This window comes from Streptomyces marinisediminis (assembly GCF_026262575.1).
GTDB lineage: Bacteria > Actinomycetota > Actinomycetes > Streptomycetales > Streptomycetaceae > Streptomyces > Streptomyces marinisediminis.
The window spans coordinates 74061-89307 of record NZ_JAPKFL010000012.1 but is presented as its reverse complement, the minus strand read 5'-3'; the positions used below and the strand labels follow the sequence as shown (position 1 = coordinate 89307).

General features: G+C 75.5%; 13 protein-coding genes and 1 tRNA gene. 9 read left to right on the top strand and 5 right to left on the bottom strand.

Annotated elements, in window-relative coordinates:
• Window positions 1-177 precede the first annotated feature (177 nt).
• Complete coding sequence (locus OSB71_RS12070) at window positions 178-1896, top strand: tetratricopeptide repeat protein (RefSeq protein ID WP_265947400.1); 1719 nt, start codon at window positions 178-180, stop codon at window positions 1894-1896.
• 66 nt (window positions 1897-1962) lie between these two features.
• Window positions 1963-2036 (top strand) — tRNA-Met (locus OSB71_RS12065).
• A gap of 251 nt (window positions 2037-2287) precedes the next feature.
• On the opposite strand, the gene OSB71_RS12060 is transcribed toward OSB71_RS12065, so the two are convergent.
• The gene (locus tag OSB71_RS12060; protein WP_265947398.1) at window positions 2288-2704 is read right to left on the bottom strand and encodes a Fur family transcriptional regulator; all 417 of its coding nucleotides are present in this window, start codon (window positions 2702-2704) and stop codon (window positions 2288-2290) included.
• Window positions 2705-2860: 156 nt separating this feature from the next.
• Between OSB71_RS12060 and OSB71_RS12055 the strand changes: the two genes are divergently transcribed.
• Window positions 2861-4327 (top strand): catalase, encoded by a 1467-nt coding sequence (locus OSB71_RS12055; RefSeq protein ID WP_265947396.1) that lies wholly within the window; start codon window positions 2861-2863, stop codon window positions 4325-4327.
• A gap of 454 nt (window positions 4328-4781) precedes the next feature.
• Here the strand turns inward: OSB71_RS12055 and hisN are convergent, their stop codons facing one another.
• A complete protein-coding gene (gene hisN / locus OSB71_RS12050) occupies window positions 4782-5594 on the bottom strand; it encodes a histidinol-phosphatase (RefSeq protein ID WP_265947394.1) in 813 nt (270 codons plus the stop codon).
• Between the two features lie 167 nt (window positions 5595-5761).
• Here hisN and OSB71_RS12045 point away from each other — a divergent pair, with 167 nt between their 5' ends.
• Window positions 5762-6337, top strand: a complete 576-nt coding sequence (locus OSB71_RS12045; protein ID WP_265947392.1) for a TetR/AcrR family transcriptional regulator — start codon at window positions 5762-5764, stop codon at window positions 6335-6337.
• 26 nt (window positions 6338-6363) lie between these two features.
• Here OSB71_RS12045 and rsgA read toward each other — a convergent pair whose 3' ends face one another.
• The 3 genes from rsgA to OSB71_RS12030 form a co-directional block, all read right to left on the bottom strand.
• Complete coding sequence (gene rsgA / locus OSB71_RS12040; protein WP_265947390.1) at window positions 6364-7356, bottom strand: ribosome small subunit-dependent GTPase A; 993 nt, start codon at window positions 7354-7356, stop codon at window positions 6364-6366.
• Window positions 7357-7366: 10 nt separating this feature from the next.
• A complete protein-coding gene (gene aroA, locus OSB71_RS12035) occupies window positions 7367-8680 on the bottom strand; it encodes a 3-phosphoshikimate 1-carboxyvinyltransferase (RefSeq protein WP_265947388.1) in 1314 nt (437 codons plus the stop codon).
• An 89-nt stretch (window positions 8681-8769) separates the two neighbouring features.
• Entirely contained in the window at window positions 8770-9483 is a 714-nt protein-coding gene (locus OSB71_RS12030; protein ID WP_265947387.1) for a M50 family metallopeptidase, read from the bottom strand.
• Window positions 9484-9666: 183 nt separating this feature from the next.
• Between OSB71_RS12030 and OSB71_RS12025 the strand changes: the two genes are divergently transcribed.
• The 5 genes from OSB71_RS12025 (at window position 9667) to rsrA (ending at window position 14909) form a co-directional block, all read left to right on the top strand.
• Complete coding sequence (locus tag OSB71_RS12025) at window positions 9667-11817, top strand: glycosyltransferase family 4 protein (protein WP_265947386.1); 2151 nt, start codon at window positions 9667-9669, stop codon at window positions 11815-11817.
• A gap of 58 nt (window positions 11818-11875) precedes the next feature.
• Window positions 11876-12691 (top strand): SOS response-associated peptidase, encoded by an 816-nt coding sequence (locus OSB71_RS12020; protein ID WP_265947385.1) that lies wholly within the window; start codon window positions 11876-11878, stop codon window positions 12689-12691.
• A gap of 227 nt (window positions 12692-12918) precedes the next feature.
• Window positions 12919-13554 (top strand): alpha/beta hydrolase family protein, encoded by a 636-nt coding sequence (locus OSB71_RS12015; protein WP_265947384.1) that lies wholly within the window; start codon window positions 12919-12921, stop codon window positions 13552-13554.
• Between the two features lie 288 nt (window positions 13555-13842).
• Window positions 13843-14523, top strand: coding sequence for a sigma-70 family RNA polymerase sigma factor (locus tag OSB71_RS12010; RefSeq protein WP_416237250.1), 681 nt, complete (start codon window positions 13843-13845; stop codon window positions 14521-14523).
• On the top strand, window positions 14523-14909 hold the full coding sequence (gene rsrA, locus OSB71_RS12005; RefSeq protein ID WP_265947381.1) for a mycothiol system anti-sigma-R factor: 387 nt from the start codon (window positions 14523-14525) through the stop codon (window positions 14907-14909). The genes OSB71_RS12010 and rsrA overlap by 1 nt, the downstream gene beginning before the upstream one ends.
• Window positions 14910-15247 lie beyond the last annotated feature (338 nt).

Below are 15247 nucleotides of genomic sequence, written 5' to 3'. Positions count from 1 at the left end.
TCGGAGTATCACACTCCGGGCCCTTCGTGCTGCGCTGCAGCAACTCCCCCTCGGACGAGCGAGTTTGAGCACTCGTCGTGTCGGGAAGTCGACAAAACGCTGAAGAGACCTCACGGGCTGCGGTATACCAGGTGTACCCGGGTTGCAGGTGGTGCGACGATGGACCTTATGGGGGAGATGACAGGCATTGACGACGCCACGTACCGGGATGCCCGAGATAGTCCGTCGAGCGCGGAGTGCCACGGCCCCGCATCGGAGGCCCGGTCGTTGAGCGCGCTGGGGGCGGCGCTGCTGCGCCGGGGGGATCTGGAGAGCGCCGAGCAGCCCCTGCGCGCCGCCGCCGCGGCGGGCGACCGGGCCGCGGCGAACAACCTCGGGGTGCTGCTGCACCAGCTCGGGCGGCCGGAGGAGGCCGCCGAGTGCTGGCGCGGCGCCGCCGTCGCGGGTTCGGCCGCCGCGGCCCACGCGCTCGGCCGGCACCACCGGGAGCGCGGTGACGAGGCGGCGGCCGGGTACTGGCTGCGCCAGTCGGCCGAGGCCGGGCACACCCTCGGCGCCTACGCGCTCGCCGACCTGCTCGACCACCGGGGTGAGGACGGGGCCGAGCAGTGGTTCCGCGCCGCCGCCGAGGGCGGGCACCGCGAGGCCGCCTACCGCGTCGGCCTGTCGGCCCTCCAGCGCGCCGACGACGGCGCCGCGCGGGTGGCCGAACGCTGGTTCCGGCAGGCCGCCGCCCGGGGCCACGAGCGCGCCGCGCTGCGCCTGGGCACCCTGCTGGAGGAGCGGGGCGAGCTGCGCGAGGCGGGCCGCTGGTACCTGATCGCGGCCAACGCCGGAGACGCGCGCGCCGCCTGCGCCCTGGGCTTCCTGCTGCGCGACTCCGGCAACGCCGAGGCCGCCGAGCAGTGGTGGCTGCGGGCCGCCCGCGACGGCGACGGCAACGCCGCGAACGCGCTGGGCGCGCTGCACGCCGACCGGGGCGAGCGGCAGACCGCCGAGCGCTGGTACCGGGCCGCGCTGGACGCCGGGGACGTCAACGGCGCCTTCAACCTGGGCCTGCTCTGCGCCGGGCAGGGGCGCACGGGCCAGGCGGAGCAGTGGTACCGCAAGGCCGCCTACGCCGGGCACACCGAGGCCGCCAACGCCCTCGCCGTCCTGCTGCTCCAGCGCGGTGACGCGCAGGGGGCCGAGCCGTGGTTCTCCAAGGCCGCCGAAGGGGGCAGCGTGGACGGGGCGTTCAACCTCGGCATCCTCTACGCCGGCCGCGGCGAGGAGGCCGAGGCGCTGACGTGGTACCGGCGGGCCGCCGACGCGGGCCACGCCGAGGCCGCGCTCCAGGTCGGCACCGCGCTGCTGCGCGAGGGCGCCGAGGCGGCCGCCGAGCGCACGCTGCGCCGCGCCGCCGACGGCGGCAGCGTGGAGGGCGCCTTCCGGCTGGCCTCCTACCTGGAGCGGCGCGGCGCGGCGGAGGGCGAGGAGCACGGCCGGTGCGCCGAGGTGCCCGAGGCCGAGCGCTGGTACCTGGTGGCCGCCCGCGCGGGCCACCGGCGCGCCCAGGTCCGCGCGGGCATGTGCGCGGCCGCCCGGGGCGAGGTCGTCGAGGCGGCCCGCTGGTACCGGGCGGCGGCCGAGGCGGGCAGCGGCAACGGCGCCTTCAACCTCGGCCTGCTGCTCGCCCGGGAGGGCGCGGAGCCGGAGGCGGCGCTGTGGTGGACGCGTGCGGCCGAGGCCGGGCACGGCCGGGCCGCGCTGCGGCTCGCCCTGCTGGCCTCGCGGCGCAACGAGCTGGCCGAGGCCCAGCGCTGGTGCGCCCGCGCGGTGGACCTGGGACCGCGCGCGGTGAGCGAGCGCGCGGCCCGGCTCAGCGAGGCGCTGCACGCCGAGCTGACGGCCTGAGACGGGCCGCCGTCACCCGGATTTGCACTGGTCGACGCCGCGTGGTTAGAGTAGGGATCACAACGACGCGGGGTGGAGCAGCTCGGTAGCTCGCTGGGCTCATAACCCAGAGGTCGCAGGTTCAAATCCTGTCCCCGCTACTTGAGGCCGAGGGCCCGGAGATCATCTCCGGGCCCTCGGTGTTGTGCGTGGCGGGCGGTGTCGTGCGTGGCGGGTGAGCCAGTGCTGTGGTGGGCGGGCGCGGGCTGGTCCGCGTCAGTCACCGCGGGGGCCGCGCGGCCCGAGGGCGCGGCCGAGTGGCCCTGCCCCCCGTGAGGCCCCTGCGACGCCCCCGGCGAGGCGGCCGGGGGTCAGAGCCGGTGGCCCGGTGGGTCCGCTGGGGCCCGGGGCTTCACGCCGTCGCGCAGGAGGGGCACAGGCCCCGGTAGATCACCGACGCCTCGGAGACGGCGAACCCGTAGCGCTCGCTCTCCGGCAGCGCGCTGAGCGGATCGGCCGCCGGGCGCACGTCCCGGATGGTGCCGCAGCGGGAGCACACCAGGTGCTGATGGGTGCGGTGCGCGTTCGGGTCGTACCGCTTGGCGCGCCCGTCCGTGCTCACCTCCAGGACCTCGCCGATCGCGACGAGCTCGCTGAGGGTGTTGTAGACGGTCGCCCGCGCGATCTCCGGCAGCCGCTCGGCCGCCCGGGCGTGGACCTCGTCGGCTGTGTAGTGCACGTGGTCACCGTCGAGGACCTCGGCGACGACGCGGCGCTGCGCGGTGAGCCGCCAGCCGCGGTCGCGCAGTCGTTCCAGCAGGTCGCTCATTCGTTCCACCAATCGTTACCGGTCCGGCCAGCTTAACAGCGGGCCCTTTTGACCGGACCTTGTATGGAATTCTTCTCCATCTTGACTTGGACTTAGTCTAATGTAGGCTCGGCTGCGGCGACAGCCCCAGGGACAGGAACCTTGCAGGAGGCGTAAGTGACTGCTCAGACCGAGACGACCGGCCCGCTCACCACGGAGGCCGGTGCACCCGTCGCGGACAACCAGAACAGCGAGACAGCGGGAGTCGGCGGTCCGGTCCTCGTCCAGGACCAGCTCCTGCTGGAGAAGCTGGCCCACTTCAACCGGGAGCGCATCCCGGAGCGCATCGTGCACGCGCGCGGCGCCGGCGCCTACGGCACGTTCACCGTGACCGCCGACGTGACGCCGTACACGCGGGCCAAGTTCCTCTCCGAGATCGGCAAGGAGACCGAGGTCTTCCTGCGCTTCTCCACGGTGGCCGGCAACCTCGGCGCGGCGGACGCCGTGCGCGACCCCCGGGGCTTCGCGCTGAAGTTCTACACCGAGGAGGGCAACTACGACCTCGTCGGCAACAACACCCCGGTGTTCTTCATCAAGGACGCCATCAAGTTCCCCGACTTCATCCACACCCAGAAGCGCGACCCGTACACCGGCTCGCAGGAGGCGGACAACGTCTGGGACTTCTGGGGCCTGTCGCCGGAGTCCACGCACCAGGTGACCTGGCTGTTCGGTGACCGCGGCATCCCGGCGTCCTACCGCCACATGGACGGCTTCGGCTCGCACACCTTCCAGTGGACGAACGAGGACGGCGAGGTCTTCTGGGTCAAGTACCACTTCAAGACCGACCAGGGCATCAAGTGCCTGACCCAAGCCGAGGCCGACGTCCTGGCCGGCCAGGACCCGGACAGCCACCAGCGCGATCTGCGTGAGGCCATCGAGCGCGGCGAGTACCCGACCTGGACGGTGTACGCCCAGATCATGCCCGCGGCCGAGGCGGCCACCTACCGCTTCAACCCGTTCGACCTCACCAAGGTGTGGCCGCACGCGGACTACCCGCGCATCGAGATCGGCAAGCTGGAGCTCAACCGCAACCCGGAGAACATCTTCGCCGAGGTCGAGCAGTCGATCTTCTCCCCGCACCACTTCGTGCCGGGCATCGGCCCGTCCCCCGACAAGATGCTCCAGGGCCGCCTGTTCGCCTATGGCGACGCCCACCGCTACCGCGTCGGCATCAACGCCGACCACCTGCCGGTGAACCAGCCCAAGGCGGGGCACGCGCGCACCCACGGCCGCGACGGCGTGATGTACGACGGCCGGCACGGGCGCGCGAAGAACTACGAGCCGAACAGCTTCGGCGGCCCGGCCGAGACCGGCCGCCCGCTGTGGCAGCCGGTGGGGGTCTCGGGCCTGACCGGTGACCACGAGGCGCCCACGCACGCCGAGGACGACGACTTCGTCCAGGCGGGCAACCTCTACCGCCTGATGACGGAGCCGGAGAAGGAGCGCCTGATCGCGAACCTGTCCGGGTTCATCGCCAAGGTCTCGCGGGACGACATCGCCCAGCGCGCGATCGAGAACTTCCGCAAGGCCGACCCGGACTACGGCAAGCGTCTGGAGGCCGCCGTCCAGGCCCTGCGCGGCTGACGGCCGCCGATCGCAAGCCGCGGCGGGCGGTCGCCCGCGCCACGGTCAAGGCCCTGCGTGGCCGGTGACCGCCCGCCGCCAGGTCCCGCAGGGGCCGGACGCCGTCTGGGCTCCGGCCCCTGCGGCACGTCCGGGGCACCCCGGCCGACCTCCTGGCCGCCGGGTCGGCGCCGGTGACGCGCCGCCGCGGCCGTCGTGTACCCGTCCGAGCCGGGGCCACACGTCGTCGTGCCGGGGGGAAGGGCACGGGCGGACGGGTGCTCGTCCGGCCCGGTCGAGTGGCGGAGGGGCGCGGGGCGTCGCCGCCGCAGGCGGAGTGGCGGGCCCCCGGGGCGCTCCGGTGCGGGGGTCGCGGGCGCGTCGTCGCACGGGCGCGTCGTCGACGCGTGGGGGCGGCGCGCGGTGGGGGCGGACGGCGGCGGTGCGGGCGTGGCGGGCCCGCCGGGCGCGGGGCTCAGGCGCGCGGCGCGGCCTGGTCGCCGACGTAGCCCAGCAGGCTCTCGTGCAGCAGGCCGTTGGAGGCGGCGGCGTCGCCGCCGTGCGGGCCCGGCCGCCCGTCGAGACCGGTGAACGAGCCGCCCGCCTCCTGCACGATGACGGCGTTGGCCGCCATGTCCCACAGGGACAGCTCCGGCTCGGCGCAGGCGTCCACCGAGCCCTCGGCCACCATCATGTAGGGCCAGAAGTCGCCGTAGGCGCGGGTGCGCCAGACGTTGCGCGACAGGTCGAGGAAGCCCCCGAGGCGGCCGCGCTCCTCCCAGCCGGACAGCGAGGAGTACGCGAACGAGGCGTCCTGGAGGCGGGCGACGCGGGAGACGTGCAGCCGGGTCGCCGAGGACAGGCTGCGGCCGCTGTACGCCCCGCTGCCCAGTGCGGCCCACCAGCGCCGGTGCAGCGCGGGCGCGGAGACGACGCCGACCACCGGGCGGTCGCCCTCCGCGCCGCGCTCCATCAGCGCGATGAGCGTCGCCCACACCGGGACGCCGCGGACGTAGTTCTTGGTGCCGTCGATGGGGTCGATGATCCAGCGCCGCGGACCGTGGCCCTCGGAGCCGAACTCCTCGCCGAGCACGGCGTCGCGCGGCCGGGCCCGCTGGAGGTGCGACCTGACCAGCTCCTCGGCGGTCTTGTCGGCCTCGCTCACCGGAGTCATGTCGGGTTTGGTCTCGACCTTCAGGTCGAGCGCCTTGAACCGCTCCATGGTGGCGGCGTCGGCGGCGTCGGCCAGTACGTGGGCGAGACGCAGGTCATCGTGGTAGTCCGGCATGATCAGACAGTATCCACCGGTTCCGCCCCTGGCCACACGGACGGGCCGCCGCTGGTATGCGCGGGTGCATTTTTTCATACGAACGGACTTGACAGGGGCGGTCGCCGCCCCGATTCTGTGCCGCACGTCTGTCGGTCCGTCAGCCGGACGCCGGTCGGGAGGAGCGCATGCCCACCGCACGTGAAGCGCTCCTGAGCGCTGCCCGGAGCGCGCTGCGCACGCGCCCGTGGGCGACGGTGCGGATGGTGGAGGTGGCCGCGGCGGCCGGGGTGTCCCGGCAGACCCTCTACAACGAGTTCGGCTCCAAGGAGGGCCTGGGCGCGGCCCTGGTCGCCCGGCAGGTGGAGGAGCTCGTCACGGGCGCGGCGCAGGCGGCGGTCGCCGCCCGGCGCGGCGGCGCCGGACCCGCCGAGTGCTGTGCGGCGGCCGCGGCGTGGATGCTGGGCCGGGCGGGGGAGGAGCCCCTGGTGCGGGCCGCGCTGACCGGCACGTGGAACTCCCGGCTGCCGGCGCCCCCGCCCGGCCGGCCGCCCCGGTACGTCGTCGAGCGGCTGTGCGCCTCGACGCTGGCCGCGCTGCCCGGCGGCGAGGGCCGCGCGGTGCGGCACGCCTGCGAGGTGGGGCTGCGGCTGGCCCTGTCCTTCGTGCTGGCCCCGCTGCCGGAGGACCCGGGGAACGCGGTGCCCGACCGCGTCGCCCACGTGGTGCGGGCGCTCCTGGCCGCGGGCGACGCGGTGCGCTGAGCCCTGGGCGGGCGGCGGCGCGCGGTTCAGTCGCCCTCGCGCCGCTCGCGGGTGGCCAGCAGGCGGCGCAGGGACTCCAGCCGGGCCGGGTCGGCGTGGCCGTCGGCGACCCAGGCGTCCAGCGCGCACTCCGGCTCGTCGTGGCTGCACGCGCGCGGGCACTGCGCGGTGCCCGGCTCCAGGTCCGGGAAGGCCTGGATCACGCGTCCCGGATCGACGTGGTGCAGCCCGAACGAGCGCACGCCCGGGGTGTCGATCACCCACCCCGTGTCGTCGGGCAGCGGCACCGCCAGCGCGGACGTGGTGGTGTGCCGCCCGCGCCCGGTGACCGTGTTGACGTGCCCGGTGGCCCGGCTGCGCGCGGGGACGAGGGCGTTGACCAGCGTCGTCTTGCCCACCCCCGAGTGCCCGACGAACGCGGTGGTGCGGCCCTGAAGCAGCTCCCGCACGGCGGCCACCGGCGCGTCGTGCCGGGCCGCGACCGCGCGCACGCCCAGCGGCGCGTACCGCTCCAGCAGCGGGTCGGCCGGGGCGAGGTCGGCCTTGGTGAGCACCAGCAGCGGGTCGAGCCCCGCGTCGTAGGCGGCCACCAGGCAGCGGTCGATCAGCCGGGGCCGGGGCTCGGGGTCGGCCAGCGCGGTGACGATGGCGAGCTGGTCGGCGTTGGCGACGACGACGCGCTCGTAGGGGTCGTCGTCGTCCGCGGAGCGGCGCAGCACCGAGGTGCGCTCCTCGACGCGCACGATCCGCGCGAGGGTGTCCCGCTCCCCGGAGAGGTCGCCGACGACGGCCACCCGGTCACCGACCACCACGCCCTTGCGGCCCAGCTCCCGGGCCTTCATCGCGAACACCGTGCGGCCCGCCACCAGCGTCGTGATGCGCCCGCGGTCCACGGTCACCACGAAGCCCTCGGCCGCGTCCTCGTGCTTGGGGCGGATGCGGGTGCGCGGGCGGCTGCCGCGGCGTCCCGGGCGGACCCGGATGTCGTCCTCGTCGGTGTGCTTGCCGTAGCGGCGCATGGTGACGCTCTCAGGACCCCGCGCCCAGCATGGCGCCCCACAGGCCGGTGAAGTCCGGCAGCGTCTTCGCCGTCGTCGCCACGTTCTCCACCGCGACGCCGGGCACGGCCAACCCCAGCAGGGCGCCGGCGGTGGCCAGCCGGTGGTCGTCGTAGGTGTGGAAGACCCCGCCGTGCAGCGGGCGGGGCCGGATGCGCAGGCCGTCGGCGGTCTCGGTGACGTCGCCGCCCAGGCCGTTGATCTCCTTGGTGAGCGCCGCCAGCCGGTCCGTCTCGTGCAGCCGCAGGTGGGCCACGCCGCGCAGCACCGACTCGGAGTCGGCGAGCGCCGCGAGGGCGGCGATGCCGGGCGTCAGCTCGCCGACGTCGCGCAGGTCCACGTCGATGCCGCGCACGCGGCCGCCGCCGGTGCACGTCAGGCCCGTCTCGTCCAGCTCGCAGCTCGCCCCCATGGCGGTGAGGATCTCGCGCAGCGCGTCACCCGGCTGGGTGGTCTGGCGCGGCCAGTCCGGGATGGTGACGCGGCCGCCGGTGACCAGGGCCGCGGCCAGGAAGGGCTGGGCGTTGGACAGGTCGGGTTCCACCACCAGGTCGCGCCCGAGCAGCGCGCCGGGCGTCACCCGCCACACGTCCGGCTCGCCACCGGCCTCGGGGGTGTCCACCTGGGCGCCGGCCGCGCGCAGCATGTCCACCGTCATCCGGATGTGGGGCAGCGAGGGCAGCGTGGCGCCGGTGTGGCGCACCTCGACCCCCTGGTTGAACCGCGGCCCCGACAGCAGCAGCGCGCTCACGAACTGGCTGGAGGAGGAGGCGTCCACCTTCACCGGGCCGCCGGTCAGCGAGCCGCCGCCGTGCACGGTCAGCGGCAGCGCGCCCCGCCCGTCGTCGTCGATCCGGGCACCCAGCGAGCGCAGCGCGTCGATGACGCCGTGCAGCGGGCGCTCGTGCGAGCGGGGGTCGCCGTCGAAGTGGACCGGCCCGCCGGCCAGCGCGGCCACGGGGGGCAGGAAGCGCATGACGGTGCCCGCGTTGCCCACGTCCACCGTCGCCGGACCGTGCAGCCCGGCCGGGATGACGCGCCAGGCCTCGCCGGTGCCGTCGGGGCCGACGCCCTCCTCGATGCGCACGCCCATCGCCCGCAGGGCGTCGGCCATCAGCACGGTGTCCCGCGACCGCAGCGGCCTGCGCAGCCAGCCCGGCTCGGAGGCGAGCGCGGCCAGCACGAGCGCGCGGTTGGTGACCGACTTGGAACCGGGCACGGTGACGGTCGCGTGGACGGGTCCGGACGCGGTGGGTGCCGGCCAGGGAGCAGCGGTGGCGGTCATGGGTCTCACTGTAGTGCGTGCGTACGGTCACCGGCCCGCCACGGGGGCCGGTACGCGCCGCCGCGGACCGGGCCGGGGAGCCGGTCGTCTCACAGCCCCAGCAGCCACCTTCCCCCGCCCACCAGGGCGCACAGGGCGACGGCGTGGAACAGCAGCAGCCAGCCCAGCGGCGGGGCGCCCGTGAGCCGGTGGAGCTGGTCGGCGTCGCTGTCCGGAGCCCCGCCGGACCGCCGCTTGCGGTGCAGCTCGAACACCGGCCGCACCCCGCCCAGCAGCAGGAACCACACCGCCGCGTACGCGAACGCGGCCTGCACCTGCGGAGCGGTCAGCCAGGAGACGAGGACGAACGCCGCCCCCGTCACCACCACGCTGAGCACCCCGTAGGCGTTGCGCACCATCACCAGCAGGGCGAGGAGGAGCAGCGTCGCCCCCCACAGCAGCGCCGTGACGTGGCCGGCGGCCAGCAGCGCCGCGCCGCCCAGCCCCAGGAGCGAGGGCGCCGGGTATCCGGCGGCGGCGGTGAGGACCATCCCGAGCCCGTCCGGCCTGCCGCGCGAGACGGTCAGCCCGGAGGTGTCCGAGTGCAGCCGCACGCCCTCCAGCCGCCGGCCCGTCGCCAGCGCCAGCACGCCATGCCCGCCCTCGTGGGCGATGGTTATCGCCGTGCGCGCCAGCCGCCAGGAGCCGCGGACGCCCACCACCGCGCACGCCAGCAGACCCGTGGCCACGACCAGCCAGGGTTCGGGTCCCGGCTGCGTCGCGACCACGCGGTGCCACACGTCGGTCATGTCCTCGATGCCCATCGTTCCCCTAGAGTTCTCCCAGACCCGCACAACCCCGCACCAGCCTCGCACGGGCCCCGCGCGGTCGGGGCGAGGTGGTCCACCGGTCCGGCGCGGTTTGGGGGGCATCGCCCGGGTACGCTCGGCGCTTGACCATTGGCGGGCGTTCGCCGGGGATCTGCCGCAATCGGGGAAGGTGTGAACGTGAAGATCGCGTTCTTGTTGTACAACGCGTACGGGATCGGGGGGACGATCCGGTCGACGGCGAACCTCAGCGCGGCGCTGGCCGAGGCCGGGCACACGGTCGAGATCGCCTCGGTGTACCGCAGCAGGACGGAACCGCGGATCGACTTCGGCCGCGGGGTGCGGATCACGCCGCTCATCGACTGGCGCAAGGACGCCCCCGGGTACGAGGGCGGGCACCCCCGGCTCGCCGAGCCCACCGACATGTGGCCCGACCCCGGGGTGAGCAACGGACCGCTCGCCCCGACCCGCCTGACGGACGAGCGGGTCTCGGCCTACCTGCGCGAGACCGACGCGCACGTGGTGATCGGCACCCGCCCCGTGCTCAACGGCTACCTCGACCGCTACGGCCGGCGCGACTACCTGCGCATCGGCCAGGAGCACGTGACGCTCGACCTCCACACCGACCAGTTGGCCGCCGACCAGAACGCCGCGCTGGCCGGGCTGGACGCCTTCGTCACGGTCTCCGAGGCGGACGCCCGGCACTACCGCCGGACGCTGCCGGACGTGGCCACCCGCATCCTGTGCGTGCCCAACGCGGTGCCGGCGCCCGAGGTGAGCCCCTCCGACCTGGCCTCGAAGACCGTCGTCGCGGCGGGCCGGCTCATCCCGGTCAAGCGCTACGACCGGCTGATCCGCGCCTTCGCCAAGGTCGCCGCCGAACGCCCGGACTGGCACCTGCGCCTGTACGGGCGCGGCCGCAACGCCGACGCGCTGCGCCGGCTCGTCCAGGAGCTGGGCCTGTACAACCGCGTCCGGCTCATGGGGGCCGTCACGCCCATCGAGACCGAGTGGGCCAAGGGGGCCATCGCCGCGGTCTCCTCGGACACCGAGTCCTTCGGCATGACCATCGTGGAGGCCATGCACTGCGGGGTACCGGTCGTGGCCACCGACTGCCCCTACGGGCCCGGCGAGATCATCACGCACGGCCGGGACGGGCTGCTGGTGCCGCTGGAGGGGGGCGAGGACGCCTTCGCCGACGCGCTGCTCCAGCTCATCGACGACGAGGAGCGCCGCCGGGCCATGGGCCGCGCCGCGCTGGAGACGGTGCGGCGGTACGCGCCCGCCGCCATCGCCGGGCGCTACCTGGAGCTGATCGCGGAACTCGCCGCCGAGCGCGGCATCCGCCTCCCGGCCGCCGGCGCCCCCGCCCCCCGGCCGCGCACGCTGGGCGACCGGTTGCGCTCGGCGGTGCGCGCGCTGCGCCCGGGGCGCCGCTCCGCACCGGCCCCCGCGCGGCCCGCCGCGCGCTGGACGCCCACCGCGCACGCCCGGGCCACCGCGGACGGCGGGCTGGTCGTGCGCGTGGCCACCGCGGGCATGCCCCACCGGGAGCACGACCTGGTGCTGCGGCTGCGCAAGGACGAGGAGGGGCGGTCGGTCCGGGTCCCGCTGCCCGCCCGCGACCAGGCGGTCGACGGCCGTGTCGAGGCCGTCGTCGAGCGCTCGGCGCACACCCTGGCGGAAGGCCGCTGGGACGCGTACGTGGTGCCGCGCGGTGGCCAGGGCCGGGGCCGCCGGGTGGCGGCGACCCTGGTGGAGACGGCCGCCCTCGTCCCGCTGCCGCCCCGCTCCGGCGCGGACGGCGTGACGTCCTGGGTGCCCTACACCACCGCCGACGGCAACCTCAGCGTGCGCACCTGGCTGCGGCCCCGGCACGCGGAGGTCGAGCAGGTGGAGGTGGGGGAGGCCGCGGCCACCGTCACGGCCCGGCTGTACGGCGTCGAAGCCGGCCCCGAGGCCGCCGTCGTCGCCGTCTCCCGGCAGGCGGAGGCATACGACTTCCAGGCGCCCGTCCAGGCGCTGCCGGACGGGCGCGTGTCGGTGACGCTGCCCTACGACGACGTGCTCGCCCGGCGCAGCGTCGAGCACGACCTGTGGGACCTGCGCCTGGTGCCGGCCCCCGGCGCCGCGCGGGTGCCGCTGGGCCGGATCGGCGGGGACTCGGCCGACCGCCGCAAGACCGACACCTTCCCCGAGCTGGAGTTCGCCCACGCCGACCGCGGCGCGACCCGGGTGAAGCCCTACGTCACCTTCCGCGGCGAGCTGGCGCTCAGCGCCAAGGACCGGGCCGACGAGGCGGACGGGGCGGCGGAGGCACCCGGGGCCTGACCGCCCGGTCCCTGCCACGCCGCCCCGCCTGTCGGTGCGGCGTGGCAGGGTGGCACCCATGTGCGGTAGGTACGCGGCGAGCCGGAGCCCCGAGGACCTGGTGGGGCTGTTCGATGTGCGCAAGTGGGAGCCGGAGGAGACGCTGGCCCCCGACTACAACGTGGCGCCGACCAAGGACGTCTTCGCGGTCCTGGACCGGCCGCTGAAGGACGCCCCGACGCCCGAGCCGGTGCGGCAACTGCGCGTGCTGCGCTGGGGCCTGGTGCCGCCCTGGGCGAAGTCCCCCGAACTGGGCGTGAAGATGATCAACGCCAGGGCCGAGACGGTGCACGAGAAGCCCGCCTTCCGGCGGGCCTTCGCCGCCCGCCGCTGCCTGCTGCCGGCCGACGGGTACTTCGAGTGGGTCACCGGCAGGGGCGAGCTGGACCTGGAGCAGCAGGGCCGCCGGAAGCGGGCCCGCAAGCAGCCCTACTTCGTCACACCGGTCGACGGATCGGTGATGGCGCTGGCCGGGCTCTACGAGTTCTGGCGCGACGGCACGCGCCCCGAGGGCGACCCGCGCGCCTGGTGGGTGACGTGCACGGTGCTCACCACCGAGGCCGAGACCACCCCGCTGCCCGGGGCGGGCGGCACCGGGCCGCGCTCGCTCGCCGACATCCACCCGCGCATGCCGGTCGCCCTCCCGCCCGAGCGCTGGGACGCCTGGCTGGACCCGGCGCGCGACGACGCGGACGAGCTGCGCGACCTGCTGAACGGCCTGCCCACGGGGCGGCACCGCGCCTACCCGGTGGGCACGGAGGTGAGCAACGTGCGCAACAACGCCCCCGAGCTGCTGCGGGAACTCGCGGAGCCGGAGGAGAAGACCCTCTTCTGACCCCCGTGCGACCCCCCCCCGCGCCGCCCCGGGGCGGGTACGGGCGTGCGGGCACGGGCGTGCGTGCGGGCACGGGCGTGCGTGCGGGCACGGGCGTGCGTGTGGAAAGTCACGTCGTGCGGCACGTCGCGTGCGGTAGCAGGCGGGCGTGCCGTCCGGGCGGGGGCGGCGTGCGCGCGGTGGTGTCCGGCCGCAGGGCGGGCCCCGGCTCTGGCACGCTGGCGGGCATGAGCAGCTCCGCACCGCGTACGCAGCGGGTTCCCACCCCGGCCGGGGAGGCCCGCGTCACCTGGCACCCGGCGCCGAACGCGCGCCGGGTGCTCGCGCTCGGCCACGGGGCGGGCGGCGGCGTCGAGGCCCGGGACCTGGCGGCGCTGGCGGCCGCTCTGCCCGCGCACGGCGTGACCGTCGCCCTCGTCGAGCAGCCCTGGCGCGTCGCGGGCCGGAAGGTGGCGCCCGCGCCGAAGACGCTGGACGCCGCCTGGCGGGCGCTGTGGCCCGTGCTCGCCGAGCCGGGGCCGCCCGTGATCGCCGGGGGCCGCAGCGCCGGTGCCCGGGTGGCGTGCCGCACGGCGGCCGGGTTGGGCGCCCGCGCCGTGCTCGCGCTGGCCTTCCCGCTGCACCCGCCGGGCCGGCCGGAGTCCTCGCGCGCGGGGGAGCTGGCCGGGGCCGGGGCGCCCCTCCTCGTCGTACAGGGCGCCCGCGACCCCTTCGGCCGGCCCGAGGAGTTCCCGCCGGGTACCCCGCTGGCCGCCGTGCCCGACGCCGACCACGGCTTCGCGGTGCCCAAGCGGGCCGCCACCAGCCAGGAGGCGGCGCTCGCCGCGGTCACCGACGCCGTCGCCGCCTGGCTGCGGGAATGACGGAACCCGCCACAGCGTTGTGCGCGGTGCCGGGGGCATACGCGTCCGGTCGGCCGTCCGCGCGACGGCCGCCGCGAGTCGAGACGCACGCTTTGAGGAGAGGAAGCCGCCGTCATGGGTTCTGTCGCTTGCCCGCAGCGTCCCCGCGCCATTGACGTGGACTGGGCCACGCTGACGCTGGCCGGTGCCCGGACGATTCAGGTGGCGGATGAGGTGGAAACCGGTACGGGTCGTCTATTCTCCGGTTCGAGTGGGCCCGGCCCCGGGTTCACCGCCGCAACGCAGGAGGTGGGTCCGGTCACCGGCACCGAGGACGGTAAGCAGCGCGCATCGCGGGAGACCGACGCCGAGCGCAACGCACGCTTCGAGCGCGACGCCCTCGCCTACCTGGACCAGATGTACTCGGCCGCCCTGCGCATGACGCGCAACCCGGCCGACGCCGAGGACTTGGTGCAGGAAACGTACGCCAAGGCGTACGGCTCGTTCCACCAGTTCCGCGAGGGCACCAACCTCAAGGCGTGGCTCTACCGCATCCTGACCAACACGTTCATCAACTCCTACCGCAAGAAGCAGCGCGAGCCGCAGCGCAGCGCGGCGGAGGAGATCGAGGACTGGCAGCTCGCCCGCGCCGAGTCGCACATGTCGACCGGGCTGCGCTCGGCGGAGTCGCAGGCGCTGGACCACCTGCCGGACTCCGACGTCAAGGAGGCCCTACAGGCGATCCCCGAGGAGTTCCGCATCGCGGTCTACCTCGCCGACGTCGAGGGGTTTGCCTACAAGGAGATCGCGGACATCATGGGAACGCCGATCGGCACCGTGATGTCGCGGTTGCACCGCGGCCGGCGCCAGCTCCGCGGCATGTTGGAGGACTACGCGCGCGAGCGCGGGCTCGTCCCGGCCGGCGCGGCGGCCGGTGCGGGCGGTTCCGGGGGGTTCGACGAGGCGCACGACCGGAAGGGCTCGGACTGATGAGCTGCGGCAAGCCGCACGAGACGGACTGCTCCGAGGTCCTGGACCACCTGTACGAGTACTTGGACCAGGAGATGCCCGAGGCGGACCGCAAGAAGCTCGCGGAGCACTTCGACGAGTGCTCGCCGTGCCTGGAGAAGTACGGGCTGGAGCAGGCGGTGAAGAAGCTGGTCAAGCGCTGTTGCGGGCGCGACGAGGTGCCCACCGACCTGCGCTCGAAGGTGATGGGCCGCATCGACCTCATCCGGTCCGGGGAGACGAGACCGGAGCGCGCGGTGTTCGACGGCGCCCCGGCAGCGCAGGGCGCCCAGGCCGCCGCACCGGCACCGGGCGAGGAGGCGGAGCCCGGCGGTCCGTCGGCGTCCGCCCGCCGCAACGCCCGCTGAGCCGGGCCCGCCGCCTCCGCCCGCACCGGTCGCCCGGCCCGGCGCTCCTTCCGGCCGCCGCCCGCCCGGCCACCGTCGGGCCGCCGCGGCGGCCCCGGCGGCGCCGCCGTCCCGCGCCGCACCCCCGCTCGACCCCCGCCGTGTCGCGCCCCGCGGGCGGCTGGAGCAAGCTGGGCCGTGTAGGGGCCCGGGCGCGGCCGTGCGGAACGGTCCGGAACACGGGTCATGAGCACACCCTGGAGCGGGCATGGTTGGATGCGGGGGCAGAGCACCGTAACGCGACACCCCAGGCGCCGTGCGCGGCGCACTCGACCGGGTACACGCCACCCATCGACAGG